This is a genomic window from Sphingobacterium sp. JUb20 (assembly GCF_004342035.1).
In the GTDB taxonomy this organism is placed as follows: Bacteria; Bacteroidota; Bacteroidia; order Sphingobacteriales; family Sphingobacteriaceae; genus Sphingobacterium; species Sphingobacterium anhuiense.
On the sequence record NZ_SLYV01000008.1, the window covers coordinates 54,499 to 80,791 of the forward strand.

A 26,293-nucleotide genomic window follows, 5' to 3' on the forward strand; every position below is an offset into this window, starting at 1 on the left:
GCAAACTGTAACATTATACGATAACCGCATACTAATTATTCATTACACCTATTTTGAATATAACAACCTAAACAATACAATGAAAATGAAACTAATATTAACAATCTTATTTGCAATCAGTAGCCAATTGCTTTGGGCTGCTATTGGAATATCGGGTAAGATCGTAAATGAAAAAAATGAACCTATGGGCGCAGTTACAGCCTATCTGATCAATAGTACTAATGATATTATCTTAAAAACAGCAATTACGAAAGAAGATGGGCAATATGCTTTTGAAAATGTTGCTGCAGGATCTTATTATGTGGAAGCAAGAATGATCGGGTACAGTGTATCCCGATCTGCAGTTATTGCTTTTAATAAAACACAGCAACAGATAGCAGATTTGAAATTGAGTCCCAGTACAAATGCCTTAGCTGAGGTGACGATCGAAGGCAAGAGGCCATTAGTCGAAAATAAACAAGGGAAATTGATTTTAAATGTCGAGAATTCGCCTTTAGCTGCGGGTAATAATGGACTCGATATCGTACAGCGCGCTCCTGGAGTTAGTTTGGACAACGACAATAATCTGCAGTTAATGGGGCAGTCTGGAGTAAAGGTTACTATCGACGGCCGACAAACTTATATGACTGGAGAACAATTGACTACGCTTTTGAAAAGTACTGATGGAAATCAGATCAAATCTGTTGAAGTAATCAAATCACGTAGTGCGAGGGACGATGCAGAAGGTGCTGTGGGAACGATCAATATCGTGATGAAAAAAAATAAGATGGAGGGATTTAATGGTAATTTCTCTGCCACAGCAGGATTAGGACAGAAGTTTAGAGGTAATTCGGCCTTATCTTTAAATTACAAAAAGAATAATACAACCTATTTTGGATCTTATTCTTATAGTGATGATAAATATGTCAACAGACTAAATATAGAGCGTATCATTTCTAATGACGGCATCGAGACTTTATTTGATCAAAAATCAAATCTGCATATTAAAGATCGTACGCATACATACAAATTTGGCATAGAGCAGAAAACTTCCGATCGGAATGTGATGTCTTTACAATTTAACGGAAGCAATAATGTGGAGCTTAATGATAACGATAGTAAATCTCTCATTGGACCTTTAACGACAATTGATTCTACGTTGATCTCTATGACACAGTTCAAAGAGGGTTTTAATCGTTATTCACTTAATTTCAATAATGAGTTTAAGATCGACTCGACAGGTAAAAAATTGGTACTGGATTTAGATTGGAGTAAATTCAAAAATAGTAAAAAGGCTGATTATGATAATAGATTGTTTGATCAAAACGATCAATTGATACGTGATCCAGAACTATTGCGAAGTGAGATGCCAATAGGAATTGATATATACGTCGCAAAACTGGATTATAATCAACCGCTGAATAAAACCTCGAATATAGAAACCGGTGTGAAGTATTCAAATGTGAAATCTGATAATAATCTTCTGTTTGAAGAGCAACTGGATAATGTCTGGACAAATATCGTCAATAGATCAAATCATTTTGTTTATAAAGAGCAAATTGCCGCAGGTTACTTTGATTATGATAACCAGATCGGTAAATGGGGTATTAAGGCCGGTTTAAGAGGGGAATATACAATGTCTGATGGACACTCCATTACAGAAAATAAACAGGTTAAACGTAATTACTTTGATCTATTCCCTTCAGCTAATTTGAGTTACGATGCGCATGAAAACCATATTTTCTCTTTGGGATATTCACGTAAGATCACAAGACCTAATTATCGACAACTCAATCCTTTTGATTACTTTATCGATAAGTACACTTCTGAGCGTGGTAATCCTTACTTAAATCCACAGTATGCAAATGAGTTGAATTTGAATTATACTTTATATAAGAAATATACGGTTACATTGGGTTACAATGCGCAGACCGATGCTATCGTGGAAAGTATGGGCCAAGATTCAATTAAGAAAACAACTTGGGTAACGCGTGAAAATCTAGGAAAAAATAATTCGGCATTTTTGAATTTAAGTATGCCAGTTCAGATTGCAAAGTTCTGGTCTTCCTACAACAATATCACGGCTGTATACATGAATTTTGACGGAGCTATTGCAGGAGCGGTGGTAAACAATTCAAGTTTCCTTTTTCAGGTGAATTCAATGAGTACATTTAAGCTGTCACCTTCATTGTCTGCAGAGATGAATCTACGCTACTTTTCACCTTTTACTTATAACATTTATAAATTGGAAAGTCGTTGGGATGCACAAATTGGCTTTACTAAAAACTTTAAAGACAAGAGAAGTTCGCTTAAACTCGCAGTCTCCGATGTCTTTAATACCAGTAATCAAAACCTATCAACGAATTTCTCATCTTTCAATACAAAGATCCGACAGAATCAGGACCGAAGAGTGGCACGTTTAACCTACTCTTATAAGTTTGGAAATTTGAAAAATGTGACTAAGAAAAAGAGCACGGATAATGAAGAAAAACAGCGTGCCCAATAATAGATAGTTTCAATGTTTATGTAATATGTTGACCGTAAGTATGAAAATACTTGCGGTTTTTTTTGCAATATCATCACTCAGATCATACCTGTTTACAACAGTATTCGGATAATCTCACTATTTTATCTCGCTATTAAATATAAGATGGCTTGCTGCTATTTTGAGAGAAAATTAATGAGCAGCTGTGTGCTTGATACATGGTCAATTTAAGATCTGTATGGAGTTCGTGTTGGTAGACTTATTCCAGATTGAAAAAAATACAGGAGGGATAGAATATCCCTCTTGTAAATAATATTCTAACGTTGAAGTTACGGAGTTTCCTTCGATGTTGATTCCACTGTTTGTGTTATTTATTATAATTCTACAATTTTCATTTTAGGAACTAACGCTTTCATTCCTGCCCACGCAATAAGATAAGCGACCGCACAAAATGAGAAGATAATGAAATATCCAGCTGGTTCACCTTCAAATCCCATGAATTTCAGTTGAGTTTCTTTAGCATAGTCAAAAAGAACACCTGATATTTTATTAATAATAAAGGCTCCTAAGCCTCCTGCTAATCCTCCGATACCGGTAATAGTGGCAATAGCTTTTTTCGGAAACATGTCTCCAACAGTAGAAAAGATATTTGCAGACCAGGATTGGTGTGCAGCACCAGCAATTCCAATAAAAATGACAGGAACCCAATAGGAGATATAACCTAAGGGCTGTGCAAATAAAACGATCAAAGGAATAAATGCGAAAATTAACATCGCTTTCATTCGACCTTCATACGGATTCATACCCTTTTTTTCGACAAATAGGGTCGGAAGATAACCTCCGTAGATTGAGAATAAAGTAATGATGTATAAAACAAAAATTGCTAATTGTCCTTCTGTATCAGATGATTTTATATTATAAACAGCACTTAAATAGGCGGGCATCCAAAATAGGAAAAACCACCAGACACCGTCTGTCATAAATTTTCCAAAGGCAAAAGCCCAAGTTTGTCTATGTTTAAAACACTCCAAAAAAGATACTTTTAATTTCTCATTAGATTTTTGTTCTTCGGTATGATGAGCTGAATCTTGCAGAATATAGCGTAGCTCACTTTCATTAACCTTAGGGTGCTCTTCTGGTTTTTTGTACATGAATACCCAAAATCCCATCCATACAAAACCCAAAGCACCAATAATAATAAAAGACATTTCCCATCCATAATACTTTGCAATGGTTGGAATGGTGATGGGGGCCACTAGTGCACCAATAGTCGCACCGGCATTAAATATACTGGTCGCTAATGCCCGGTCCTTTTTTGGAAAGTACTCTGCAGTTGCCTTTATGGCTGCAGGAAAGTTTCCAGCTTCACCTATTGCTAATACAAAGCGGGCAAAAATAAATAGGGTAACACTCGTACTGATTACTAAACCGACATCATTAATTGTTCCAATTACTGCTTTAGACTCCTCAAAATTTAGAAACCAGTTACCTGTTAACTGGCCCGCAGTAGCGATACCACAAAAAGCATGAATAATAGCACCAACTGACCAAATGCCGATAGCCCAAAGAAAGCCTTTTTTTGTATCCATCCAATCGACAAACCGACCTGCAAAGAGCATACTTACGGCATAAAAGATTGAGAAAAGTGCTGTTATATTACCGTAGTCATTGTTTGTCCAATGAAATTCAGGGCTTATAAAATCTTTCCATGTTAAGGATAAGACTTGTCTATCTAAATAATTTATAGTGGTGGCAAAAAATAGGAGAGCACAAACACTCCAGCGGTACTTTGTTGGTTTATTATTGTTCATATTTGGTTTACTCTATTCTTTCTATTTTGATAATAGAAATATAAGTTTGTTGTTACTGTAACTTTATGAATCTATATGATCATCTTTATGCAACTGGATCAGTGCAGTATGTGTCGAAGAATTATAATAGATATATTTTAAAGTTAATGCTTATAATATTAGGTAGAGCAAAATCAGCATCTTATTTTTACGCAAACGTTTTCAAAGATTGATTAGATTTATACCAGCATGATGTGCCTAATGGTAAAAACAGAAAGCATGATCAGCTGTTGTCTTACGGTTGCATACTATAATTGTGTCAATCCATTTGGATCATTTCGACATCCTCATTTTCACTGTTATATCAGCATAAATTATAAGGAATCAGTTGATATTCCCGTATATTTACAAAGTAGTCCCACAATACATTATACATGTAATTATTTGTATCTCCATACTTTTGAATATGCGCATGTTTATGCTGTAATAAACTCAATAGCCTACGTTGATTGGGATTAAGGATTATTTGAAATTTTTGTGCTGATTTATAGAACTCTAAATTATTATATTTGTTTGATGATTGCTACTATTGAGGTAATCAAGTAAAAGTTTTTAAGAATGGAACTGCAAGCACTGTATAATTTATTCAAACAACACCCCAGTGTATCCACGGATACACGAAATATTCTACCAGATTCGATTTTTTTTGCTTTAAAGGGATCCAATTTCAATGGAAATGAATTTGCGGAGCAAGCCTTGATTTCGGGCGCCGCTTATGTCGTCATTGACGAAGAGAAATATAAAAAAAATGATCGATTTATACTTGTAGAAGATGCTTTAGAAACTCTCCAAGCGTTAGCACATGTTCATCGTAAACAATTGAATATTCCTTTTATTGGTGTAACGGGCACTAATGGTAAGACAACGACGAAAGAGTTGCTGCATGCCGTTCTGTCCAAAAAATATAAAACTTATGCTACAAAAGGAAATTTAAATAATCATATTGGTGTTCCATTGACTTTATTAGCGATAGACCATAGTATTGAAATGGCAATCATCGAAATGGGAGCTAATCATATTGGTGAAATTGATTTTTTATGCAGGATTGCCGAACCCACTCATGGTCTGATTTCAAATGTAGGTAAAGCACATTTAGAGGGATTTGGTTCCTTTGAAGGGGTAAAGAAAACAAAAGGTGAACTCTATGACTGGCTGGAAGCTAATCAAGGAACGTTATTTTTACAGGGAGATAATCCTTTTCTTAAAGAAATGGCTGAGCAACGGCATATTGATAAAGTAGTTAAATATGGTTTTTCCGAGTCAAATGCTATTATTGGAAGGCTGATTAAAGCAGATCCATTATTACAGATTGAATGGCATCTTCAACAATCTGAAGAGATCTTTCATGCCGATACGCAGTTAGCAGGTTCTTATAATACGGAGAATTTTTTGGCAGCGATAGCTCTTGGACATTATTTTCATGTGCCTCTTACCCTTATCAATAGCGCTATTTCAGAATATAAACCAACAAATAACCGTTCTCAGATAACAAAGACAGATCGTAATACAGTGATCTGTGATTATTATAATGCTAATGCAACGAGTATGGAAGCGGCATTAACAAATATGCGTATCATTGAGGCTACTCATAAAGTTGTTATACTGGGAGATATGTTTGAATTAGGTGAAGAATCTTCTTATGAGCATAAAAAAGTGGTGGAACTGGCGAAAACCATTTCTGGAGCGCGTTTGATCTTTGTCGGTAAAGCATTTTATGAGCATCAAGATGTAGGTGGAGAATTTTTCGAAACAACAAGTGATGCGAAAGCCGCTTTATTGAGCAATCCGATTTCGCATGCAACAATATTACTGAAAGCATCCCGTGGAATGGCTTTTGAAAAGCTGATGGATGTTTTATAGATTTTTGAAAAGATATTAGAAAATAAAAAGGAGCTGATCGGCTCCTTTTTATTTTCTAATCAATTTACTATTGAAATAATAGATCGACAATCTGTTTGGCTTCGTTTACATCATGCACACGAAGTAACTGTACACCCTTAGTCAGGAGAAGTGTATTGAGAACTGTTGTTCCATTTAGCGCTTCTTGTGGAGTTAGACCAAGTTTTTTATAGATCATTGACTTTCGGGATATACCACCAAGTATAGGAAGCCCATAATAGTGAAGTTCATCTACCCGATATAGCAACTCGTAGTTTTGTTCAATTGTTTTTGCAAAACCATAACCTGGATCCAGTATAATATCTTTGACGCCCAATTTTCTTAATGTAGCAATCTTCTCACCAAAATATGTAGCGACATCTGTGACGATATCCTGATAGGCAGTTAATTGTTGCATATTTTCAGGAATGCCACGCATGTGCATCAAGATATAAGGCACTTGCAATTTTGCAACTGTCGGGAACATTTCCGGATCAATTGTACCTCCGGAGACGTCATTGATCATATGTACGCCGCCATGTACGCAGGCCGCAGCAACATCGGCACGGAATGTATCTATTGAAAGTATCGCATCAGGAAATGTGTTTGAAATAGCGTGGACAGCAGGTAGTGCTCGATCTAGTTCCTCCTGTGAAGTAATTAATTTGGCTCCAGGTCGAGATGAATATGCACCGATATCAATGATGTCGGCTCCAGCATCTAAAAGGGCTTGAGTCTTGATCAGTATTTGTTCAATATTCTTATTATTTTGCCCACCATCAAAAAAGGAGTCCGGAGTAACATTTAAAATTCCCATGATGACGGGACGGTCAAATGTCATGATGCGACCTTTTAAATTGATGGATTGCGCAGGGGTAGTTTTGATCATTTTCATCTTGTACAAATGTATCAAGCTTATTTAATAAATGCTAAAATTAAAAAGAGGTCAATTTTCGTTAATGAAAATGACCTCTTCTAATTTATTAAACGATCTATTTAACAACTAATACGCCATCAGCAACAAAAGTGATTTCGTTTGTCGTATCTTTTACTTTGGCATAACCATCTACAATCACATTTTTACCAACTAAATCAGCAGGTACAAAATAACTGTAATCAGTAAAGCGTACTGTAATAGGCTCTTTGTCACCAGTTCTTTGAAGTGTCAAGAAGCACCCTTTTTTGGTGCAGACCTGAATAACTTTTCCAGTGACTTTACCGGTGAATTTAGGTGATTTTTCTAATGATTTTTCAAGTTTGTCAACTGTAATAGCATTAGACTTATCCACTTTTTTACCATATTGTACACCAATTTCTGCAGGAGTAATTTCTTTTTGTTGAGCTTGGCCGTTCCAAGAAATACCAAAGGCTAAAGCAACAAGTAATAGTAATTTTTTCATACTGATCTTATTTTCGTAGAAATTCAAACTTCCCGCTAGGATCTAACTTCATCACACTTGATGACTTCCCGTCACTTTTAGTATGTTGTCCAAACTGAACAACATAATCCACTTGATTTTTAATCTCTTCAGAGATATCATCAAAACATTTTGGCGAATCTTCGCCACTAATATTCGCAGAGGTAGATACCAACGGTTTTCTAAAACGTTGTAAAAGCTGTTGACAAAAGTCGTGATTAACAATACGAATTCCGATTGAACCATCTTCTGCTATAACATTTGGAGCTAAGTTTTTAGCTCCAGAGTACACGATAGTTAATGGTTTCTCTGTGTATTCAATCAATTGGTAAGCTACTTCTGGAATTTCAGTAACGTAACTTGCCAATTGATTGTCATTATGTAGAAGAATAATAAGGCTTTTTTCCTTTGCTCTTCCTTTTAACTGAAAAACCTTCTCCACAGCCTCAGGATTTGTGGCATCGCAACCAATACCCCAGATCGTATCTGTTGGGTATAAAATCAAACCGCCATTTTTGAGAACTTCTAAAGCTTGATTAATATCGTTTCTATCTACAAATTGACCCATTTTTTATTTTAATTAGGAAATTATACAGCTACGTTGTGATCACGTAAAGCATCATTTAAAGATGTTTTCTTGTCTGTAGACTCTTTACGTTTACCAATGATAAGTGCACAAGGAACTTGATATTCACCAGCAGGGAATTTTTTGGTGTAAGAACCAGGAATAACAACCGAACGAGCAGGTACATAACCTTTGTATTCTACTGGCTCAGGGCCCGATACATCAATAATTTTAGTGGATGCAGTTAATACCACATTAGCACCTAAAACAGCCTCAGTTTCAACACGGATACCTTCTACAACGATTGCTCTAGAACCAACAAAAACATTGTCTTCGATAATAACTGGAGCAGCTTGTACCGGCTCTAATACACCACCAATACCTACACCTCCACTTAAGTGAACATTTTTGCCAATCTGTGCACAAGAACCCACAGTAGCCCAAGTATCGACCATAGTACCTTCACCAACATATGCTCCGATATTGACATACGAAGGCATCAAAATTACACCTTTAGCTAGATATGCACCTAAACGAGCAGATGCTCCAGGTACAACACGAACACCAATTTCTTTGTAGTTCGTCTTTAATTTCATTTTATCGTAGTAAACGAATGGACCTGCAGAAGACTCACTCATTTCACGGATCGGGAAGTATAAGATTACAGCTTTTTTAATCCAGTCATTAACATGCCATCTCGTACCGATTGGCTCAGCGACTCTCAATTCACCAGCATCAAGTTTTAAGATCACAGTACGAATTGCTTCCGCATATTCTTTATATTCTAGAAGTTGTCTATCCTCCCAGGCATCTTCGATAAGTTTTTTTAATTGTTCAGGCATCTTTTATAATTCAAAAATTATCAGTTCTTTTTATTGAAGACAAATATGTTAAAATTTGTTCAATTTATAATGGATAATGAGCAGATTTTAAGTCAATATGACTATTTTTGTACAAATGGCAACAGAAACTGAAAAACTTCGAATCGATAAATATTTGTGGTCAATACGTCTTTTTAAAACACGTAGTCTGGCTACTGAGGCCTGTAAGGCTGGGCGGGTAAAATTGAACGGGCAGAATATTAAGCCTTCCTACGTTGTTAAAGTAGGGGATATCTATCAGGTTCAAAAAGGAATCGAACGTAAGATCGTAAAAGTTCTAGGACTTCTTGAAAGAAGAGTTGATGCGAAGACGGCCGTACAGTTTTATGAAGATCAAACTCCGGAAGAGGAGACAACCGCTTATAAATCGGCATTCCATGCTCCAATTTTAACTCGAGATCGGGGAGCTGGCAGACCCACTAAAAGAGACCGTCGTGAGATTGATGATTTGAAAGAAGATTGGTGGGAAGATGATGGACAAAGTAAATAAATACATATAAAATAGAAAAAGCTACTTAGTAGCTTTTTCTATTTTATATAAGTGACAAGATCATCGAAATCAATATCTCCGTGCGATGCATTGAAAAGACATGCTTTGCCTTTTATAATCAAGAGCTGCGGCGACTGATGTTCGATATGCCAAATGGAAGCAATCTGATTCGAAATTTCTCGGAAAGCTAATAAATCTAAATAATAAACATCGTAAGACTTATCTGTTAAATTAGCAAAGCGTTCAAAGTTTTTCTTCGCCATACCGCTAATGCCACAGGTAGTACTGTGTTTAAAAATTGCAGTGACCTGCTCACTACCCAATATTTCCTGTAGTTGGTCTAAACTATCAAGAGGAATCCAGTTAATCATATTATAATTCAGTAAATTTTGAAGCTTCTACGTGTTCGAATGTAGAAACAGTTGTAAATGTACAGCTTTTCTTTTTATTGTTTAGTGCGATAAACGAAGTTGGAAGCTTTAGGCCAGAACCTGCATCTTTATATTGATCAACCTGATAATTGACCATACTTATGGTGTTTTCAAAAGCTTTTATCTCACCCGTATTTTCATTGATGAGTAAATTTCCTTTTATAGGACCTTCATAGAAACTCCCATCATAGCTAACAAACGTGCTCAACAATTTCTCATTATTCAAAAGTTTTACTTTTATATCAGTGAAGTTTATACCTTTTAATTCTGTTATTAGCGGCAATAACAAGAGCTTTAGGTCTTCATTGACCTGTTGCTGAATGTCGCGTTGCAGAGCCGTCTCTATGGTTTTAATCTCAACAGCATTAACAAAGAGTTTAAGGGGCTGTTTGCGTTTGAAATTGAATAAATAAACCAGCTTCTCATTTTTTGTTGATTGTCCTTCAAAGCGGCATTCTCCAGTTTCTCTATTCCATAATAATGATCTGTCGGAAGAGCTGTTAAGCAGATTCGCATTATCATTCCCTGTGCAGGAGAATAAGAGAAATTTAGTATTCTGCCAGTTTTCAATTCCTCCTATGGAGGATTCCAGCTTCATTTGTATATTACTTTCTTGTGCTATTCCCAAGACAGCATTCATTTGCATGATGATGTATAAGAAAGCAATTTTTAGTATAGTCTTCATTATATAAAATATAGATCTTTATAAAAGATAAAATCGACTTCAATATCTTATACAAGACACTGAAGTCGATCAAATACTATAGTGATAACAATATTATCTTATTCTTGTTTGCATTTCGCTAGCCAAGTTTTGATCTGAATAGCTTTTGTCTGGCTCTCGTGTTTAGAGCTCTTATTTTTTTAAATTAAAAAAAAGACATATTAATACTGCGCACTAATATGTGCCATCTGAATAGCAGTGATTGCTGCTTCTTCACCTTTATTCCCATGCTTGCCACCCGCTCTGTCCAATGCTTGCTGTTGATTGTCAGTTGTCAATACCCCAAAAATAACAGGCTTGTTGTATTTTAATGCGACGTTACTGATGCCATTGGCAACCGCGTCACAGATGAAATCAAAATGACGTGTTTCTCCTTGAATCACACAGCCTAAGCAAATGATTGCATCAAATGAATCATCACGTAACAAAATATCTGCACCCGTTATTAATTCAAAACTACCCGGTACTTCGATGATTTTTATATTTTCTTCTTGTGCTCCATGCTTTTCTAGACCAGAAATTGCACCATTTAAAAGAGCCCCAGTTATTTCCGCATTCCATTGTGCAACAACAATTCCAAATTTAAAAGGATTTGCGTTTGCAACTGTAATGTGTGAAAAGTCCGATAAATTTTTAATACTACTTGCCATATGTAGAACAAACTTAGATAAATTTGCTTAGAAACACAATATAATTGCGCTCATATCAACGTAAATTTATGCATTGGTAATTGTTTCCAGGAAATGCTTTGTAGTTATTTCAATTATAATTGGAGTGACGTTATTGCAACGTATTTTAGCTGTCATAATAGCTCATATGAGAAATATATAGCATAAAAAAAGGCTGCCTTTTTGGGCAACCTTTTTTTATGTGTATTTGAGTCAATTCTACAAATGCGCTTGAACACGACCGATAAGACCATCGATCATAGCTGCTTCTTGACTTTCAGGGAAATCAGTCTTTATTTTTTTATACGTTTCTTCAGCTTGCTTGAACTCATTCTGCGCTTCGTAAACTAAACCTAATTTTTTCAAAAATAATGGAGTAGTATAAGAGTTAGCCGATTTATCAGCTGCTTCTTTGTAAAATCCAGCTGCTTTCTTATAATCTTTCAATTCTGAATGTACGTCACCTTTCAATCCAGTAACCAATGGGTCTAGAATTGGACTTCCGGTTGCCGAATAATTTTCTAAAGCTTCGATCGCTTCATTATACTTTCCTTGACGTAAATACAAGCCACCTAGGTATGCATTTGCAATGTTTGCAGATTTTGTATTTGAATATTCATCTGCAATTTCTTTAAATCCTGCAAAAGAACCGTCTCCTTCAATAGCACGATTTTGTAATGAATCTATTGCAGCATATTCTTCAGCTTTAAATATTTCGTTCGCTGCTTTCTCAGCTCTCGGTTGTAGATAAAGTTTTTGATATCCAAAATACAATATAATTAACACAAAAATACCACCGACGATAAAAGTGATGCTTTTTTGATTGTCCTGAAAAGATGAACCTTGTGAAGGTTTATTCGCTTGTCCAGCGTTATTTTGGTTTTGATTTTTAGACATTATGATTCAATGAAAAAATATAGATTGCAAAAATACAATTTTACGGTAAATATGCAAGCTTTTGTAATTATAATAAACGTTAAACTCTATTAATTAAGTCTTTCTCTGCCTCAATTTCTTTATCTATCTGTTCGTAGATTGAATTTTGGCTTTTAAATTCTGGCACAATCCTTTTCATTTCTAAAACAACATTATGCTTATTTTGCTGTTTAATACCGGTTACTAAGTTCTCAAGGTGATGATTAACCTGTTGAAAATCGTTTTCCCGAACTTTTGCAATCATAATTTTTTTATGATGCGTTGGCATTGTGTTCTCTAAATCATTCAGTAGCTCCTCGTAAAGTTTTTCTCCGGGACGTAAGCCTGTGAACTTAATTTCGATATCTTGATTTGGAATAAAACCAGAAAGTTTGATCATTTTATTCGCTAATTCGATGATTTTAACAGATTTGCCCATGTCAAAAACGAAAATCTCACCACCTTCTCCCATCGATCCAGCCTCTAATACCAATTGGCAGGCCTCTGGAATTGTCATAAAATACCTCGTTATTTCGGGATGAGTAACGGTTACGGGACCTCCTTTTTCAATTTGATCTCGAAAACGTGGTATAACAGATCCATTTGAGCCTAATACATTGCCAAAGCGCGTCGTAATAAACTTGGTTTTAGCATTGACATGCTCATTACTTTGTAAAAAGTGGTTGAAGGATTGGACATATATCTCAGCAATCCTTTTCGTTGCACCCATAATATTTGTCGGGTTTACCGCTTTGTCTGTTGACACAAACACGAATTTTTCCGCACCATATTCAACCGCAAGATTTGCGATATTTTTAGTGCCAACAACATTTGTGTGTACTGCCTCTAAAGGATGGTTCTCCATCATCGGAACATGCTTGTAAGCTGCAGCATGATAAACATAATGCGGTTTGAAAGTTTCAAACATGAGTTTCATACGGTCAATACTACGTACGTCACCAATAAATGAATGATAAACCTGTAATGGAAACTCGTCCTGTAAATCAAGCTGTAAGTTATGCAAAGGTGATTCTGCTTGATCGCACAAAATAATCATCTGTGGTTCAAATTTGCCCAACTGCCTCGCTATTTCACTTCCAATAGAACCAGCAGCACCGGTTACCAGAACACGCTTGCCTTTTAACTGATTTAAAATGTTGTCATTGCTTATCTTTATTGGAGCTCGTTCAAGGAGGTCTTCAATTTTTATTTTTTGAATCTGATTTGGATTTAACTCCCCATTCATGATTTTCTTGACAGAAGGTAAAGTCAATATGGTCACCTTCTTCTCAAGGCAGATGTCAATGATATCATTTTTAGATTCTAAGGGGATATTGTGAGAAGCAATGATGACCTCTTCAATGTTCAGATTGATAATAACCTGTCCTAGTTTCTTCGGGTCAAAAATTTTAATTCCATCAATTACTTTTCCGATTTTTTGTTCATTGTCATCTAGATAACCGACAATGGCATTTTTGGAACGTGTATCGTGATCTAACGTTCTTTTAACGGCAATACCAAGGTCGCCAGCGCCGTAGATCAACGTATTGCGTCTGTCACTTCTTATATTTTTTGTATAAACAAAGAATATTTTAATAAATGTTCTGTATGTCGTGAGCAATAAGAAACAAAATAAGGCATATAAAATAATGAGTGAGCCTGGTAGAGTGTGTTGATCTCCAGTTGCGAGTAATACCGTTTTGATAACGAAGAAAACAAGTACTGCGAATACAATTGCTGTAAGAATTCGAATGGAATCAACAGCACTGGTATAGCGTATAATGCCCGTGTGCATCTTAAATAAATAAAAGGAAGTTGCTGTGACACCCATTGCATAAATCAGTCTGATCGCAAATGCAGATGTATTTATGAAAGCAAAATCAAAACTGTAATAGATGATATTTGCCAAGGTAAAGGCAAATATTGCCGTAAAGATATCTAATACAAAAATAATCCAACGTGGAACAATATTAAGTTTATTAAACATAGTTTTGTTTTAGTGCTTAGTTGGACAAATGTAACTTTTTTTCTAAACAGGTAGGCATATAAGTGCTTAATTTCTTTTGCTTAGCTTAAATAAAAGTAGTAAATTTAAAAAGTAATGCATGAAAATAAATGAGTGACTTAAGTAAATTGGCAAGTCAAGCAATGATACAGCCACAAGAGACTTTATCAGCGACTGCTTCTAGGGAAAAAAGATTGTTTATTGGTATACCCAAGGAAATTGCATTTCAGGAGAGAAGGATTTGTTTGACACCACTGTCAGTCGGTCTTTTGGTAGAAAATGGCCATGAAGTTATTATGGAAACCGGTGCCGGTTTAGGATCTAATTTTTTGGATCATCATTACAGTGAACAAGGTGCTCGTATTGTCTCATCTGCTGAGGAAGTTTATCAAGCGGATTGTATTGTGAAAATATGCGCACCCACTTTTGAGGAAGTTGGAATGATGAAGCAAAATCAGATATTGATGTCTTCACTACAGCCTTCATTATTAGAGCTACCTGTTCTGAGAGCGCTTATTCAAAAAAAAATTACTGCTTTATCTTTCGAATATCTGCGCGATGAGGGGGGCTGTTTGGCAGTAGTCCGAGCAATGGGAGAAATTGTTGGGGCTACTTCAACTTTAATCGCTTCTGAATATTTAAGTAATAGTTTTGGTGGTAAAGGCTTAATGTTGGGAGGTATTACAGGTGTTCCGCCGACAGAAATGGTCATTATAGGTGCCGGAACAGTTGGAGAATATGCGGCAAGGACTGCTATTGCACTGGGTGCACAAGTGAAAGTTTTTGATAATTCCATTTATAAATTAAGACGTCTCCAAAATAATCTAGGAAGTCGGGTATACACATCTATTATCCAACCTACAATTTTGAACAAAGCTGTGAAAACCTGCGACGTGGTCATCGGTGCTTTACGCTCAAAAAATGGGAGAACTCCTTGTGTCATTTCTGAAGAAACAGTTTCAGAAATGAAACCTAATTCTGTTATTATAGATGTAAGCATTGATCAAGGGGGATGTTTTGAAACTTCAAATATCACATCACATGATACACCGACCTTTAGAAAATATGATGTCATTCATTATTGTGTCCCTAATATTGCTTCTCGGGTGGCGAGATCTGCAACCTATGCATTAACAAATATTTTTACACCAATACTACTTGATATTGCTGATCAGGGAGGTGTCAAAAATGTCATTTGGAAAAGTGCAGGAATTAGAAGTGCAACCTACTTATACCAGGGAATATTGACCAATAAGGATATTGCTTCAAAATTTGAAATGACAGCCAAAGATCTGGATTTAATTATAGTGACCAATTTGTAATTCATGAAACTTACTTTAATGATTATTCTTTTTTCAGTTGTTTTTCAAGCAACAGCGCAAGAAAAGTTTGCCTTATATAATGACAAGATCCCAAATTCTATCAATACAGATACGGCCAGATACAATCGAAATATTCCAGAAATATTTGTTTACAAGCCAAGTGCAGCTTTAGATAAGGGTATGGGTGTGTTGATTATTCCAGGTGGTGGCTATGCACATATTGCTATGGATCATGAAGGACACGATGTTGCAAAAGAGTTGAACAAAGCTGGTTTTACGGCTTTTGTTCTTAAATATCGATTACCTTCGCCCAATATCATGGTCGATAAGAGCATTGGACCAATACAAGATGCGCAGCGTGCCATGCAGTACATCCGCAGTGGTTTTCCTTTATTGCATAAAGTCGGAGTTATCGGTTTTTCAGCAGGAGGGCACCTTGCATCTACTTTGCTTATCAGTTCAAAACGTGGTTTCATTGCTAATCCGTCACAGTTATCTTTAGCGCCCGATTTTGCCGGATTGATTTATCCCGTTATCTCCATGACTGACGCTATTACGCACAATGGTTCTAGAATCAACCTTCTCGGAGAGAATCCATCTCCAGAGCAGATTGCCAAATTTTCATCTGAACAGCATGTGACCTCAGATCTTTGTCCTGTATTTTTTGTTCACGCAAAGGATGATAAAGCGGTTCCGATTGAAAACAGTTATGTGATGATCAAAGCACTGGATAAAGCTCATGTTAAAAATAAGCTATTGACTTATGAGGAGGGGGGACACGGTTTTGGTTTGATTAATAAGACAAGTTCAGTAGCTTGGTTAGATAGTTTTGTAGATTGGGTAAATCATTTATAACATATTATTGAAATGAAACATATTTTAGGACTTATTTTTAGTTTTTTGTTTTTAATAGCCGAAGCACAAACCTCTGATGGAGGGTGGAAAGTGCCTCTTAATGCAGCAAGTCCTGCATTTGCAGTTCCCAAGAAAGATGGAACTTCTATTGCCAGTTCCGATCTGAAAGGAAAAGTAGTGTTGCTTAATTTCTTCGCAACCTGGTGCCCTCCATGTCGAGAGGAATTGCCTCGCTTGCAGAAGGAAATATGGGAAAAATATAAAGATAACCCCAAATTTGAATTAATGGTACTGGCGCGTGAGCAGGATTGGAATAAAATTGATCCCTTTGTTGCCGAACACAAATATTCCCTACCATTTTATCCGGACTTGAAAAGAAATGTATTTGGTTTATTTGCAGATCAAGGTATTCCACGCAATGTCATACTCGATGCCCAGGGCAATGTTATTTACCAGTCCCTTGGGTATGAGAAAAAAGAGTTTGATCAATTGATTGCTCTTATTGATCGTCTTTTACTTAAAGACTGATATATTGCGCGATCTTAACGGCTACAGGTTGTCCTATTTGGATTGAGACCGGAGTCGTACTGATGGCATGTAGTTGTAAGGCATGATTTGTAATTACTAATTCATAATAAAAACCTCTAAAGCGGATATCGGTTAATGTGAAATCATGCGTTGTCTCCGATGCCGTTATAGATACCCATTCTTGATGAATGATGATGGTTGTATTACTTTGGATTTGAAGCAATTTCGCAACTCTGCTACTCAGAATATTGCTTTTAGCTAATAAAAGTGCTGTGTATGGATTAGTTGGTCTTTCGTAAAGTTCCCGTGGATGGCCTTGATCCAATATCTTACCATCTTTCATTACAATAAGATCGTCGGCCAGTGCCAATACTTCTGTCGGATCATGGGAAACAAGTATAATCGTAAGGCCTGTCTCGACCACAATTTGTTTGATGTCTTGTTGCAATGTGTCTCGGAAAGAGGCATCAACCTGATTGAAGGGTTCGTCCATCAATAGTACTTGTGGATCATTTACCAATGCTCTGCAGATCGCAACACGTTGTTTTTCTCCACCGCTGATGTCAGCAATTCTTTTCTTTGCAAGATGATCAATTCGCAGTCTTTTTAGTATTGCAGCAGTTTTTGTTTGTTTGGCTTCGATATTTGTATTTGGCAATTGGGAAGCGACATTATCCCAAACATTGGCAAATGTGTTTAAGTCATCAAAACCCTGGGAAACCAACTTCATGTCTTGATGCCCTGGGATTAGTTTATCTTTTCTTGTCGGAACTAACCAGCCTTTGTAACGAACTTCACCGGTTAATGGCTCTAATAGACCATAGATGAGACGAAGTAATGTGCTTTTCCCACTGCCGGATTCTCCGATAATAGCCGTGATTTTACCTTCTTGGATTCCTATATTTGCTTGCTGTACGGCTAAACTTTCCGAATTTTCTGAAAATGAAAAACTAAGATTTTCAAGATGGATGTAAGGAAGTCCAAGGACCTCTTTATCAAAGGGAACATACTGACAAGAAGATTGTGACATATTTTGCAAAATAAAAAAAGCCGAATGTTATAATTCGGCTTAAAATTAAGCATTTTAATATTATTCTACCCTAAAAACCTAGCGTCAGGCCAAAAGTAAAATTATTTAAACCCTGTTGATCAGGACTATTTTCGAACATATCATTGAAATAATATTTGACAAAAACGCCCATTGAATCATATCCGAGCCGCGCAAAGGCACCATACTGGAAGCTGGCCAAATTGTAATTATCTTTAAATTTTTGGCTGCCTTGTTCATTACTTTTTAAACGTTGACTACCTTTTATTAAAATTCCGGTCATTGCGCCGACAGCAAGTTTCGCACGCTCACCATTTTTAAACCTTTTACTTCTGAACTCAAATGTTAATGGAACACGTAGGTAGGTTGATGTAAATACATTCTTCTTGTAAGTGATGTCATCCGGGTAGGAATAGTCCAAAGGAGTAGCGTCCTGATCCAGCAAAACATTATGTTTCAATCTCAGATAGTTCCATTCAAAACCTGTCGATATATACGTTTTGAATCGATCATTGAACCTAAGGCCAAATTGAGCAATATCGAAACCAAAGTTTGAAGCTTTTTTATATTCTAAAAATTCGTTATTCTCATTTAATGTAAAGCTACCATCATTAATTAACCTTGAAAATCCCCAATCTATGCGAGAAAAAGTGATGCCACCAAATATTTTTGGATACTTTGAAACAGCAGGTGTGTTTTTGTCATCAATTTTATCACTGTCTTCTTTGCCTAAAATGCTTGTTGAAATATTAATTTTTTTAGTGCTGTCCTGTTGTGCATATGCTTTTACTAGAAGGCAGGATGTTAGGATACCGATGATTGCGAACGATAGAAAATATTTTTTCATATGGAAAGAGTTTATTTAGGTTTTACTTTTTTCTTTTTTTATTTTTAACGAGACTATTAAGTAGATCAATCTGTAATGTTCCCTCGTCATCATTGCTGAACTGAACTTCTGAACCATTCCCTTGATTGATGGTTTTGCTCAAAATGTTGAGCACCTTAGTAACAACATTCTGTTTGCTTTCGCTGGTTGAAGCCATCATACTTTCTTCTTCGTCCGGGTTTTCAATAATGGGTTTGATCGGGATGTATTCCATTGCATGTGCTATTTGTGCTTGTGAATCCACAACTACTAGCATCGGTTGTTCTGCTGTTATTTTTAGTTTTTTAAGCGCTACCTCTTCATTGATCTGTGCAATTTTCGGTGGCATTGATTTTATTTGATAATCAGTTTGCGTATCCTGAGTTTTTTCGGGTACAGTTTTGACGGCAAATCGGACAGGCTCTTCTTTAGTTTCTATCAAATCTTCTACTGGCTCCTTTTGTTCTTTTTGGGTAGCTGTATCTTTTTTCCGATTAACAATGTTTGTGGTTTCCACGGTGCTTGCTGACTGCTTCATGACCAATAGACTAAAAATCCCAATACAAATGAGGGTCGCGGCGATGCTAACAAGCGGTTTTAACCACTTTATTTTTTTCTTGATTGGTACAATTTTCTGTTCATCAAGATCCGCTTCTATTTTATTCCAGATATCAGCGCTAGGCTGTATATCAAGTTTGTCAATATGATCGCGGAATAATTTGTCGATTTCTTCATTTTTCATAACGTAAATGCCTCAATTTTTAATAATCTTGTTTTCAGCCACTGCCTTGCTCTTGATAACTGTGATTTTGAATTTCCCTCACTTATGTTGAGCATTTCGGCAATTTCTTTGTGGGTATAGCCTTCTACAGCATAGAGATTAAAGACTGTACGGTAACCAATGGGTAATTGATGAACGATTGACATTAAATCTTTGTAATGTATCTGATCGGTAGCGTTGTTATTCGGAATTTCATGAATAATGTCGTTATCGAGAGACTCTACATAAACAATTTTGTTTTTTCGCTGTATTTCAATAGCCGTATTGACCATAATTCTTCGTATCCAGCCTTCGAGAGACCCATTTTCTGAAAACAGGTGTCCTTTAGTGAAGACTTTTACAAATCCGATTTGCAGTATATCCTCCGCTTCTAAGCTGTCTTTTGCATAGCGTAAACAAACAACAAACATTTTTTTAGAAAAAAATTGATATAGATGGTACTGAGCTTTTCTATCTCCAGTGAGACATTTTTTCCATGTTGAATCTATACTTACGTTTTCCAAAATTTAATCAGTTTATATTAGGAAGACGTAAGATATTTAGGAAAGGTTGCATGGGGCGCAACTATTTTATAATTATTTTTCGACTTGTAGGTGATGTAATCTCAATTTCAATTGTTTTTGCATCATCAGGCAGTAAGTTTGGGATCTTATTCGGCCATTCGATAAAACAATAATTTCCAGAATAAAAATAATCCTCATAGCCAAAGTCATAGGCCTCTTCTTCTTCTTTTATTCTGTAAAAGTCGAAATGAAAAATTGTGCCCTGTGGTGCGCTATATTCATTTACAATTGAAAATGTGGGACTTGAAGTATTGTCTTGTACTTGCAATGCTTTGCAAAGTGCTTTTATAAAGGTTGTTTTTCCCGCACCCATATGACCGTAAAAGAGAAATACACGATCATCAGGAAAAGACTTTAAAAGTAGTTCTGCAGCATGATCTAATTCTGAAAGTTGATTGACTTCGATTATCATGCTGCAAAATTACTTATTTGGAAGTATAAGTAGCGAAAGGAATAATCATTTCTTCCAATGAAATACCCCCATGCTGAAAAGTTTCATTAAAATAATTGACAAATTGATTGTAATTGTTTGGATATACGAAGTATGAATCCTCTTTTGCAAAGACAAAGCAGGAGCTCATGTGCAACTTTGGTAATTGAGCGTCATGTGGATTCTTAATTAAGAAGACGTCCTTGTCAATAAAATTTAGATTCTTACCCTGTTTATAGCGTAAATTGGTATTTGTATTACGGTCACCAACAATCTTGCTCGGTTTTTTTACTTTAATTGTTCCATGATCTGTTGTGATGATCACTCGAACATTACGCTGGGACAGCCATTTCAAGGCTTCAAATAGGGGCGAGTGTTCAAACCATGAAAGGGTTAAAGAACGGTAAGCCGCTTCATTGTTTGCCAATTCGCGAATCATAGCCATATCTGTTCTTGCATGCGAAAGCATATCGACAAAGTTGTAGACTAATATATTCAGATTGTTCTGGATTAAATTGCTCAGATTGTCCACGACATCTTTCCCCTGATCTAAGGTTAAGACCTTTGTGTAGGAGTGTTTTATAGGCTTCCGGTAGACACGCTGGATTTGGTCTTCTAAAAATTTGTCTTCATATAAATTTTTACCACCTTCATCTTCATCGTTCTGCCACATTTTTGGAAATCGCTTTTCCATTTCTAAAGGCGTCAGTCCACTGAAAATCGCATTTCGGGCATATTGCGTCGCGGTCGGTAAAATACTGTAGTAAGTATCTTCTTCCTCTAGTCTAAAATAATCGGTGATTACTTCGTTGATCACTTTCCATTGATCGTAACGCAAATTGTCAATTAAAAAGAAAAATGTAGGTTTATCTTCCGTTAATTGCGGAAATACCTTTTTCTTAAATAATTGATGCGAAAGTATTGGAGCTTGATCTGGAGCTTTCATCCAATTCAAGTAGTTCTTTTCTATAAATTTGCAGAATTGAACATTTGCTTCCGATTTTTGCATTGTCAAGATTTCATGCATACCCGCATCTTCAAGTTTCTCGAGCGAAAGCTCCCAATAGATCAGCTTTTTATATGCCTCGGACCATTGTTGATAATTTAGATCATCATTTAATACCATACCAAGGTTTCTAAAGTCCTGTTGATATGCCATCGATGTTTTCTCGTTAACAAGTCTCTTGTTTTCCGTCAGTTTTTTGATAGTCAGGAGAATTTGCTTCGGGTTAACGGGTTTTATAAGATAATCGTCAATTTTAGAGCCTATGGCATCCTCCATGACATGTTCTTCTTCATTTTTTGTGACCAGTACAGTAGGTACGGTAGGATTAATGGATTTTAAGATTGCTAATGTCTCTAAACCTGTTAAACCCGGCATATTTTCATCTAAAAATACTAGGTCGAAAACACCTTCTTTAAAAGCATCCACCGCATCATTTCCATTATTTACTGTTTTGACTTTATAGCCTCTTTCTTCTAATAAGAGTATATGAGGTTTTAAAAAATCAATTTCATCATCAGCCCAAAGTATATGTGTTTTTTGCATATTGTAATATTTGCTATAATCAAAATCGATTAAATTCCAATTGTTTTAGTGTTTAGGTAGCTGGAGTAATAATCACTTTTTTTTGATATTTTCATTTAAACTATACGAACTTAAATAAAAAAGGAGCTTTACCTATTATTTTTAACACTTGTTAACCACTTAAACTAATTATATTTGTATTTATAATTTAACTCCTAGGACAGGAAAATAAACTGGCTCATCTTTAACTCATTTGATGAACAATTAAAGTTAGCTATTGTTTTGGCGCTATATGTTAGAAGAAATGCATTCATAAATTGAATAAGAAAAAAATATTAAATGATCCTGTCTATGGATTTGTTTCCATTCCATCGGGATTGATTTTTGAGCTTATACAGCATCCTTATCTGCAACGACTTCGCTATATTAAGCAAGTCAGTATGACACATTTGGTGTATCCTGGAGCGCTGCATACCCGCTTTCAACATGCGATAGGAGCTATGCACTTGATGTCGTTGGCGATCGATACGCTAAAAGGTAAAGGTATCGATATCAGTGAGGAAGAGAAAGAGGCGGCACTTGCGGCTATTTTGCTGCATGATATTGGCCATGGCCCCTTTTCTCATTCTTTAGAACATACGATTATAGATGGGGTTTCGCATGAATTACTATCTTCTCTTTTAATGGACCGTATCAATAATGAGTTTGGAGGAAAGCTTGATCTGGCCATTACTATTTTTAATAATAAATATCACCGAAAATTTTTCCATCAGTTAGTTTCCAGTCAATTGGATGCTGACAGAATGGATTATCTAAATAGAGACAGCTTTTTCACAGGAGTATCAGAAGGCGTTATTTCATATGATCGAATTATAGCTATGTTAGCTGTGGTTGATGATCAGATCGTTATAGAAGAAAAAGGAATTTACTCGGTTGAAAAGTTTTTAATAGCGCGTCGATTAATGTACTGGCAGGTATATCTCCATAAAACCGTAGTGGGAGCAGAACAGTTATTAATCAAAATACTGCAACGGGCAAAGCAATTAGCAAGTAGTGGCAACACATTGTTCGCGACACCAGCATTTAACTGGTTTTTGACTCAAAAAATTGATAAGAACAATTTTTTAGAAGATTCTTTACACTTGGACTGGTTTACACTTTTGGATGATACTGATATTATGTCTGGTATTAAGACATGGGCCCATCATGAAGATTCTATTTTGCGTATGATGTGTCAGAAATTGATGAGCCGTGAATTGTATCGGACCATTATGAGTAATATGCCTTTCTCAAAAGAATTGATGGATGAGGTTTATCGTCGCGTTAAAGAATATTTTCAGGTAAGTGATGACGAATTGCAATATTACGTTTTCACCCAGGAAATTCAGAACAGTGCTTATGATAGCCACAATGACCCGATTAAGATATTGATGAAGACAGGTGAGATTAGCGATATTGCTGAAGCATCAGATTTGTCGAATTTAGAGGCGTTAGCAAAAAAAGTGCAGAAGTTTGTACTGTGTTATCCCAAAGAGCTTGGATATATAGCAATTCCAGCTAAAAAATAATTAAAATATAATAAAAAAACATAGCTTTGTAGCATGCAATTTACTGCTCAACAAATAGCATCCTTATTAAATGGATCGATAGAGGGGAATCCTGATGTAGAAGTTTCAAATTTAGCGAAAATAGAAGAAGCTTCTTTAGGGGATCTTTCATTTCTATCGAATCCTAAATATGAGCAATTTTTATATGAGACTAATGCCTCTATTGTAATTGTTAATGAAGATCAACAATTATTATCAGCCCCCAAATCAACTTTAACGTTGATCCGCGTAAAAAATGCTTATACGGCATTTTCTACATTATTGAACATCTATAATGAAGTTCGCCTGGATAGAAAAGGCAGAGAAGAACCGTCATATATACATGATACTACTACCATCGGTGAGGATGGTTATATCGGAGCTTTTGTCTATATTGGCAAAGGTGGAAAAATTGGTAAAAATGTTAAAATTTACCCGCAGGTTTATATTGGTGATAATGTGATTATCGGTGACAATACGACCTTATTTCCTGGCGTTAAGATATACCAAGATTGTGTGCTGGGAAATAATGTTACTGTGCATTCTGGAACTGTAATTGGTTCTGATGGTTTTGGATTTGCTCCGCAGGATGATGGTACCTATGCTAAGGTTCCTCAAATTGGTAACGTGATTATTGAAGACGATATCGAAATTGGTGCCAATACGGTTATTGACCGTGCTACAATGGGATCTACAATATTACATAAAGGTGTTAAACTGGACAACTTGATTCAAATAGCCCATAATGTAGAATTAGGAAAGAATACTGTAATTGCCGCTCAAACGGGTGTTTCTGGAAGTAGTAAGATCGGTGAAAACGTAATTTTGGGTGGCCAGGTTGGTATTGTAGGCCATATTACTGTTGCTGATAAAAGTCAGGTACAGGCTCAAGCCGGAATCAATAGATCGATTACCGAAGCGAATAAAAAGTGGGCGGGGAGCCCTGTATTGGGTTTTCAATCCAATATGAGATCGCAAGTCATTTATGCGAAATTACCTGATCTTGAAAAACGTGTCAGGGAGTTAGAGCGATTATTAAAGGAAAATTTGAAATCTTAAAAGAACCTTTTGGTCGTTTTTGATTAAATATATGTTAGAAATGAATGTAAAACAAAGAACCATCAAGCAAGATGTGGTCATATCTGGAGTCGGTTTACATACAGGTAAAACTGTATCTATGACAATAAAACAAGCTCCTGAAAATCATTGGTATAAGTTTAAAAGAATTGATTTAGAAGGTCAGCCTGAAATACTGGTTGATGCTGATAATGTCACAGATACATCGAGAGGTACAACGATTTCTCAAAATGGGGCAAGTGTGAGTACTATTGAACACTTAATGGCTGCTCTGGTAGGTTTACAGATTGATAACGTATTAATTGAAATTGATGGCCCCGAAGTACCTATTTTAGATGGTAGTTCAGCCATATTTATTGATAAATTTGAGGAAGCTGGTTTCGAAGAGTTAGAAGCTGATCGTGATTATTTTGAAATTCAGCATGCCATACATTATATAGAATCTGAACGTAAGGTAGAAATCATGGCAATGCCATTAGATGGTTACCGTTTAACGTGTATGATTGATTTTAATTCGCCTGTATTAGGAAGTCAGCATGCTGCTATTAATACCATTGAAGATTTTTCAAAAGAAATATCTTCGTCAAGAACTTTCTGTTTTTTACATGAATTAGAAATGTTGGTTGATAATGGTTTGATCAAAGGTGGCGATTTAAGCAATGCGATCGTTATCGTTGATAAAGAAACATCTCCTGAGGAATTGAAGAAATTATCACATTTGTTCAACCGTGATGATGTTACTGTTGCAAAAGAAGGTATCTTGAGCAATATTCAGCTTCGTCATCAGAATGAGCCCGCTCGTCATAAGTTATTAGATATGGTCGGTGACCTCGCTTTAGTTGGTCGACCATTGAAAGGACATGTTATGGCAGCAAGACCTGGTCACGCCGCTAACGTTGCTTTTGCAAAGAAAATCAAAGAGCAAATCCGCAAGGATAAAAATACAAAAAAGATTAAGGTGTACGATCCAAATATGACTCCTGTATATGATACAGTGCAGATTATGAAGATTTTACCTCACCGTCAACCGATGTTAATGGTTGATAAAATATTAGAATTAACAGAAAATCATGTAGTTGGCCTGAAAAATGTTACAATGAATGAAGACTTGTTCATGGGGCATTTTCCTGGGGCGCCAATTTTCCCAGGGGTATTGCAAATTGAAGCGATGGCACAGACAGGCGGTATTCTAGTATTGAATACTGTTCCTGACCCGGAGAACTGGTTGACGTTATTTTTAAAAATTGAAAACGCACGATTTAAAGTGCAGGTAAGTCCAGGTGACACGATTATTTTTAGATGCGATTTGACGGAACCTATCCGCAGAGGCATTGCTAAAATGAAAGGTGTAGCTATGGTAGGTGAAAAAGTTGTTTGCGAAGCTGAGTTAATGGCTCAGATTGTGAAAGTAAAATAATAGT

The 26,293-nt window shown here is 36.1% G+C and carries 25 protein-coding genes; 9 read left to right on the plus strand and 16 right to left on the minus strand.

Going from position 1 to position 26,293, the window contains the following annotated elements:
- The first annotated feature begins 85 nt into the window (after positions 1 to 85).
- Positions 86 to 2,485: a TonB-dependent receptor domain-containing protein gene (locus EDF66_RS14335; protein ID WP_243656054.1), complete on the plus strand. Its 2,400-nt coding sequence runs from the start codon at positions 86 to 88 to the stop codon at positions 2,483 to 2,485.
- 353 nt (positions 2,486 to 2,838) lie between these two features.
- Here the strand turns inward: EDF66_RS14335 and EDF66_RS14340 are convergent, their stop codons facing one another.
- Positions 2,839 to 4,275, minus strand: a complete 1,437-nt coding sequence (locus EDF66_RS14340) for an MFS transporter (RefSeq protein WP_132771636.1) — start codon at positions 4,273 to 4,275, stop codon at positions 2,839 to 2,841.
- 597 nt (positions 4,276 to 4,872) lie between these two features.
- On the opposite strand from EDF66_RS14340, the gene EDF66_RS14345 reads away from it, so the two are divergent.
- A complete protein-coding gene (locus EDF66_RS14345; protein WP_132843469.1) occupies positions 4,873 to 6,174 on the plus strand; it encodes a UDP-N-acetylmuramoyl-tripeptide--D-alanyl-D-alanine ligase in 1,302 nt (433 codons plus the stop codon).
- Between the two features lie 67 nt (positions 6,175 to 6,241).
- On the opposite strand, the gene folP is transcribed toward EDF66_RS14345, so the two are convergent.
- The 4 genes from folP to EDF66_RS14365 form a co-directional block, all read right to left on the minus strand.
- Complete coding sequence (folP, locus tag EDF66_RS14350; RefSeq protein WP_132843470.1) at positions 6,242 to 7,087, minus strand: dihydropteroate synthase; 846 nt, start codon at positions 7,085 to 7,087, stop codon at positions 6,242 to 6,244.
- A 97-nt stretch (positions 7,088 to 7,184) separates the two neighbouring features.
- Positions 7,185 to 7,592, minus strand: coding sequence for a DUF4920 domain-containing protein (locus EDF66_RS14355; RefSeq protein WP_132771633.1), 408 nt, complete (start codon positions 7,590 to 7,592; stop codon positions 7,185 to 7,187).
- Between the two features lie 7 nt (positions 7,593 to 7,599).
- A complete protein-coding gene (locus EDF66_RS14360) occupies positions 7,600 to 8,178 on the minus strand; it encodes an L-threonylcarbamoyladenylate synthase (protein WP_132843472.1) in 579 nt (192 codons plus the stop codon).
- A gap of 20 nt (positions 8,179 to 8,198) precedes the next feature.
- Entirely contained in the window at positions 8,199 to 9,017 is an 819-nt protein-coding gene (locus EDF66_RS14365) for a 2,3,4,5-tetrahydropyridine-2,6-dicarboxylate N-succinyltransferase (RefSeq protein ID WP_132771631.1), read from the minus strand.
- Between the two features lie 115 nt (positions 9,018 to 9,132).
- Between EDF66_RS14365 and EDF66_RS14370 the strand changes: the two genes are divergently transcribed.
- Complete coding sequence (locus EDF66_RS14370; protein WP_021191880.1) at positions 9,133 to 9,546, plus strand: RNA-binding S4 domain-containing protein; 414 nt, start codon at positions 9,133 to 9,135, stop codon at positions 9,544 to 9,546.
- 38 nt (positions 9,547 to 9,584) lie between these two features.
- Here EDF66_RS14370 and ytxJ read toward each other — a convergent pair whose 3' ends face one another.
- The 5 genes from ytxJ to EDF66_RS14395 all read right to left on the minus strand — a co-directional run bounded on the left by ytxJ (position 9,585) and on the right by EDF66_RS14395 (position 14,271).
- Positions 9,585 to 9,917 (minus strand): bacillithiol system redox-active protein YtxJ, encoded by a 333-nt coding sequence (ytxJ, locus tag EDF66_RS14375; protein WP_132843474.1) that lies wholly within the window; start codon positions 9,915 to 9,917, stop codon positions 9,585 to 9,587.
- A 1-nt stretch (position 9,918) separates the two neighbouring features.
- Positions 9,919 to 10,662, minus strand: a complete 744-nt coding sequence (locus tag EDF66_RS14380) for a hypothetical protein (RefSeq protein ID WP_132843476.1) — start codon at positions 10,660 to 10,662, stop codon at positions 9,919 to 9,921.
- Between the two features lie 200 nt (positions 10,663 to 10,862).
- Positions 10,863 to 11,351, minus strand: a complete 489-nt coding sequence (ribH, locus tag EDF66_RS14385) for a 6,7-dimethyl-8-ribityllumazine synthase (RefSeq protein ID WP_021191877.1) — start codon at positions 11,349 to 11,351, stop codon at positions 10,863 to 10,865.
- A gap of 237 nt (positions 11,352 to 11,588) precedes the next feature.
- Positions 11,589 to 12,266, minus strand: a complete 678-nt coding sequence (locus EDF66_RS14390) for a tetratricopeptide repeat protein (RefSeq protein ID WP_132843478.1) — start codon at positions 12,264 to 12,266, stop codon at positions 11,589 to 11,591.
- Positions 12,267 to 12,345: 79 nt separating this feature from the next.
- The gene (locus EDF66_RS14395) at positions 12,346 to 14,271 is read right to left on the minus strand and encodes a polysaccharide biosynthesis protein (protein WP_132843480.1); all 1,926 of its coding nucleotides are present in this window, start codon (positions 14,269 to 14,271) and stop codon (positions 12,346 to 12,348) included.
- Between the two features lie 128 nt (positions 14,272 to 14,399).
- On the opposite strand from EDF66_RS14395, the gene EDF66_RS14400 reads away from it, so the two are divergent.
- From EDF66_RS14400 to EDF66_RS14410, 3 genes are read left to right on the plus strand one after another with little or no spacing between them, the layout of a single operon-like run.
- On the plus strand, positions 14,400 to 15,611 hold the full coding sequence (locus EDF66_RS14400) for an alanine dehydrogenase (RefSeq protein WP_132843481.1): 1,212 nt from the start codon (positions 14,400 to 14,402) through the stop codon (positions 15,609 to 15,611).
- A 3-nt stretch (positions 15,612 to 15,614) separates the two neighbouring features.
- Positions 15,615 to 16,466 carry an alpha/beta hydrolase gene (locus EDF66_RS14405; protein WP_132843483.1) on the plus strand — a complete coding sequence of 284 codons (852 nt, stop codon included), beginning with the start codon at positions 15,615 to 15,617 and terminating at the stop codon, positions 16,464 to 16,466.
- A gap of 12 nt (positions 16,467 to 16,478) precedes the next feature.
- A complete protein-coding gene (locus tag EDF66_RS14410; RefSeq protein WP_132843485.1) occupies positions 16,479 to 16,994 on the plus strand; it encodes a TlpA family protein disulfide reductase in 516 nt (171 codons plus the stop codon).
- Here EDF66_RS14410 and EDF66_RS14415 read toward each other — a convergent pair.
- The 6 genes from EDF66_RS14415 to EDF66_RS14440 all read right to left on the minus strand — a co-directional run bounded on the left by EDF66_RS14415 (position 16,984) and on the right by EDF66_RS14440 (position 22,230).
- Positions 16,984 to 18,024, minus strand: a complete 1,041-nt coding sequence (locus EDF66_RS14415) for an ABC transporter ATP-binding protein (RefSeq protein ID WP_243656055.1) — start codon at positions 18,022 to 18,024, stop codon at positions 16,984 to 16,986. The genes EDF66_RS14410 and EDF66_RS14415 overlap by 11 nt on opposite strands.
- Positions 18,025 to 18,094: 70 nt before the next feature.
- Entirely contained in the window at positions 18,095 to 18,889 is a 795-nt protein-coding gene (locus tag EDF66_RS14420; protein ID WP_021191871.1) for an outer membrane beta-barrel protein, read from the minus strand.
- A 22-nt stretch (positions 18,890 to 18,911) separates the two neighbouring features.
- Entirely contained in the window at positions 18,912 to 19,649 is a 738-nt protein-coding gene (locus tag EDF66_RS14425) for a hypothetical protein (protein ID WP_132843488.1), read from the minus strand.
- Entirely contained in the window at positions 19,646 to 20,098 is a 453-nt protein-coding gene (locus tag EDF66_RS14430) for a sigma-70 family RNA polymerase sigma factor (RefSeq protein WP_243656056.1), read from the minus strand. Before EDF66_RS14430 ends, EDF66_RS14425 begins: the two co-directional genes overlap by 4 nt.
- A gap of 154 nt (positions 20,099 to 20,252) precedes the next feature.
- Positions 20,253 to 20,663 (minus strand): tRNA (adenosine(37)-N6)-threonylcarbamoyltransferase complex ATPase subunit type 1 TsaE, encoded by a 411-nt coding sequence (gene tsaE / locus EDF66_RS14435; RefSeq protein WP_132843491.1) that lies wholly within the window; start codon positions 20,661 to 20,663, stop codon positions 20,253 to 20,255.
- 13 nt (positions 20,664 to 20,676) lie between these two features.
- The gene (locus EDF66_RS14440; protein WP_021191867.1) at positions 20,677 to 22,230 is read right to left on the minus strand and encodes a bifunctional response regulator/alkaline phosphatase family protein; all 1,554 of its coding nucleotides are present in this window, start codon (positions 22,228 to 22,230) and stop codon (positions 20,677 to 20,679) included.
- Between the two features lie 296 nt (positions 22,231 to 22,526).
- On the opposite strand from EDF66_RS14440, the gene EDF66_RS14445 reads away from it, so the two are divergent.
- Genes EDF66_RS14445 through EDF66_RS14455 form a run of 3 tightly spaced genes read left to right on the plus strand, consistent with a single transcriptional unit; the run spans position 22,527 to position 26,289 of the window.
- Positions 22,527 to 23,777 (plus strand): HD domain-containing protein, encoded by a 1,251-nt coding sequence (locus EDF66_RS14445; protein ID WP_132843493.1) that lies wholly within the window; start codon positions 22,527 to 22,529, stop codon positions 23,775 to 23,777.
- A 33-nt stretch (positions 23,778 to 23,810) separates the two neighbouring features.
- Positions 23,811 to 24,854, plus strand: coding sequence for a UDP-3-O-(3-hydroxymyristoyl)glucosamine N-acyltransferase (gene lpxD, locus EDF66_RS14450; RefSeq protein WP_021191866.1), 1,044 nt, complete (start codon positions 23,811 to 23,813; stop codon positions 24,852 to 24,854).
- A 40-nt stretch (positions 24,855 to 24,894) separates the two neighbouring features.
- Entirely contained in the window at positions 24,895 to 26,289 is a 1,395-nt protein-coding gene (locus EDF66_RS14455) for a bifunctional UDP-3-O-[3-hydroxymyristoyl] N-acetylglucosamine deacetylase/3-hydroxyacyl-ACP dehydratase (RefSeq protein ID WP_183916341.1), read from the plus strand.
- Positions 26,290 to 26,293 lie beyond the last annotated feature (4 nt).